The sequence below is a fragment of the Streptomyces sp. NPDC002476 genome, assembly GCF_042889785.1.
Classification (GTDB): Bacteria; Actinomycetota; Actinomycetes; order Streptomycetales; family Streptomycetaceae; genus Streptomyces.
This window is the reverse complement of record NZ_JBIARH010000092.1, coordinates 1-3,424: the sequence shown is the minus strand read 5'-3', so window position 1 is coordinate 3,424 and position 3,424 is coordinate 1. Positions and strand designations below refer to the sequence as shown.

The 3,424-nt window shown below is 56.8% G+C and carries 1 rRNA gene; it reads left to right on the top strand.

Features of this window, described 5'->3' with window-relative positions:
* Positions 1–276 precede the first annotated feature (276 nt).
* Positions 277–3,401: ribosomal RNA gene (locus tag ACFYXM_RS36815) — 23S ribosomal RNA — on the top strand.
* Positions 3,402–3,424: the final 23 nt, after the last annotated feature.

Genomic DNA, 3,424 nt, shown 5'->3' with positions numbered 1-3,424 from the left:
TGGGTCAGGGGCCAGTACATCAGCGAGTGTCTGATGCTGGTTGCTCATGGGTGGAACGTTGACTATTCGGCACGGCTTGGTTGTTGTTCGTTAGTACTGCTTCGGCGTGGAACGCGGGTGATGGCTGGGTTGTGTCGGGCACGTTGTTGGGTGTCTGAGGGTATGGCCGTGATGGTTGCCTTCAGTGCCGGTCCCGGTGAACTCGGACTTTTGTGGTCCGGGGTGATGGGTGGCTGGTCGTTGTTTGAGAACTGCACAGTGGACGCGAGCATCTGTGGCCAAGTTTTTAAGGGCGCACGGTGGATGCCTTGGCACCAGGAACCGATGAAGGACGTGGGAGGCCGCGATAGGCCCCGGGGAGCTGTCAACCGAGCTTTGATCCGGGGGTGTCCGAATGGGGAAACCCGGCAGTCGTCATGGGCTGTCACCCGCTGCTGAACACATAGGCAGTGTGGAGGGAACGAGGGGAAGTGAAACATCTCAGTACCCTCAGGAAGAGAAAACAACCGTGATTCCGGGAGTAGTGGCGAGCGAAACTGGATGAGGCCAAACCGTATGTGTGTGATACCCGGCAGGGGTTGCGCATGCGGGGTTGTGGGTTCTTTCTTCTGCGGTCTGCCGGCCGTGGGACGAGTAAGAAACCGTTGATGTAGGCGAAGGACATGCGAAAGGTCCGGCGTAGAGGGTAAGACCCCCGTAGCTGAAACATGAGCGGCTCGTTTGGAAGATACCCAAGTAGCACGGGGCCCGAGAAATCCCGTGTGAATCTGGCGGGACCACCCGCTAAGCCTAAATATTCCCTGGTGACCGATAGCGGATAGTACCGTGAGGGAATGGTGAAAAGTACCGCGGGAGCGGAGTGAAATAGTACCTGAAACCGTGTGCCTACAAGCCGTGGGAGCGTCGCATGCAGGGTTTTCCTTGTATGTCGTGACTGCGTGCCTTTTGAAGAATGAGCCTGCGAGTTTGCGGTGTGTTGCGAGGTTAACCCGTGTGGGGAAGCCGTAGCGAAAGCGAGTCCGAATAGGGCGGTGGAGTAGCACGCTCAAGACCCGAAGCGGAGTGATCTAGCCATGGGCAGGTTGAAGCGGAGGTAAGACTTCGTGGAGGACCGAACCCACCAGGGTTGAAAACCTGGGGGATGACCTGTGGTTAGGGGTGAAAGGCCAATCAAACTCCGTGATAGCTGGTTCTCCCCGAAATGCATTTAGGTGCAGCGTCGTGTGTTTCTTGCCGGAGGTAGAGCACTGGATAGGCGATGGGCCCTACCGGGTTACTGACCTTAGCCAAACTCCGAATGCCGGTAAGTGAGAGCGCGGCAGTGAGACTGTGGGGGATAAGCTCCATGGTCGAGAGGGAAACAGCCCAGAGCATCGACTAAGGCCCCTAAGCGTACGCTAAGTGGGAAAGGATGTGGAGTCGCAGAGACAACCAGGAGGTTGGCTTAGAAGCAGCCATCCTTGAAAGAGTGCGTAATAGCTCACTGGTCAAGTGATTCCGCGCCGACAATGTAGCGGGGCTCAAGCGTACCGCCGAAGTCGTGTCAATCCAGCATTAACCTCTAACGGGGGCTGGGTTGGGTAGGGGAGCGTCGTGTGCCGGGTGAAGCAGCCGTGGAAGCGAGTTGTGGACGGTTCACGAGTGAGAATGCAGGCATGAGTAGCGATACACACGTGAGAAACGTGTGCGCCGATTGACTAAGGGTTCCTGGGTCAAGCTGATCTGCCCAGGGTAAGTCGGGACCTAAGGCGAGGCCGACAGGCGTAGTCGATGGACAACCGGTTGATATTCCGGTACCCGCTTTGAAACGCCCAGTACTGAGCCCATTAATGCTAAGTCCGTGAAGCCGGCCTGATCTCTTCGGAGTTGAGGGTTGTGGTGGAGCCGATGACCCGAGGTGGTAGTAGGTAAGCGATGGGGTGACGCAGGAAGGTAGTCCAGCCCGGGCGGTGGTTGTCCCGGGGTAAGGGTGTAGGACGCACGGTAGGTAAATCCGTCGTGCATGGAGTCTGAGACCTGATGCCGAGCCGATTGTGGTGAAGTGGATGATCCTATGCTGTCGAGAAAAGCCTCTAGCGAGTTTCATGGCGGCCCGTACCCTAAACCGACTCAGGTGGTCAGGTAGAGAATACCGAGGCGTTCGGGTGAACTATGGTTAAGGAACTCGGCAAAATGCCCCCGTAACTTCGGGAGAAGGGGGGCCACGCTTGGTGATCACTTTTACAGTGTGAGCTGGGGGTGGCCGCAGAGACCAGCGAGAAGCGACTGTTTACTAAAAACACAGGTCCGTGCGAAGCCGTAAGGCGATGTATACGGACTGACGCCTGCCCGGTGCTGGAACGTTAAGGGGACCGGTTAGCCGACTTTCGGGTTGGCGAAGCTGAGAACTTAAGCGCCAGTAAACGGCGGTGGTAACTATAACCATCCTAAGGTAGCGAAATTCCTTGTCGGGTAAGTTCCGACCTGCACGAATGGCGTAACGACTTCTCGACTGTCTCAACCATAGGCCCGGTGAAATTGCACTACGAGTAAAGATGCTCGTTTCGCGCAGCAGGACGGAAAGACCCCGGGACCTTTACTACAGTTTGATATTGGTGTTCGGTTCGGCTTGTGTAGGATAGGTGGGAGACTTTGAAGCGGCCACGCCAGTGGTTGTGGAGTCGTCGTTGAAATACCACTCTGGTCGTGCTGGATGTCTAACCTGGGTCCGTGATCCGGATCAGGGACAGTGTCTGATGGGTAGTTTAACTGGGGCGGTTGCCTCCTAAAGGGTAACGGAGGCGCCCAAAGGTTCCCTCAGCCTGGTTGGTAATCAGGTGTTGAGTGTAAGTGCACAAGGGAGCTTGACTGTGAGACCGACGGGTCGAGCAGGGACGAAAGTCGGGACTAGTGATCCGGCAGTGGCTTGTGGAAGCGCTGTCGCTCAACGGATAAAAGGTACCCCGGGGATAACAGGCTGATCTTCCCCAAGAGTCCATATCGACGGGATGGTTTGGCACCTCGATGTCGGCTCGTCGCATCCTGGGGCTGGAGTCGGTCCCAAGGGTTGGGCTGTTCGCCCATTAAAGCGGTACGCGAGCTGGGTTTAGAACGTCGTGAGACAGTTCGGTCCCTATCCGCTGTGCGCGTAGGAATATTGAGAAGGGCTGTCCCTAGTACGAGAGGACCGGGACGGACGAACCTCTGGTGTGCCAGTTGTTCTGCCAAGGGCATGGCTGGTTGGCTACGTTCGGGAGGGATAACCGCTGAAAGCATCTAAGCGGGAAGCCTGCTTCGAGATGAGTATTCCCACCTCCTTGAGGGGTTAAGGCTCCCAGTAGACGACTGGGTTGATAGGCCGGATGTGGAAGCCTGGTAACAGGTGGAGCTGACCGGTACTAATAGGCCGAGGGCTTGTCCTCAGTTGCTCGCGTCCACTGTGTTG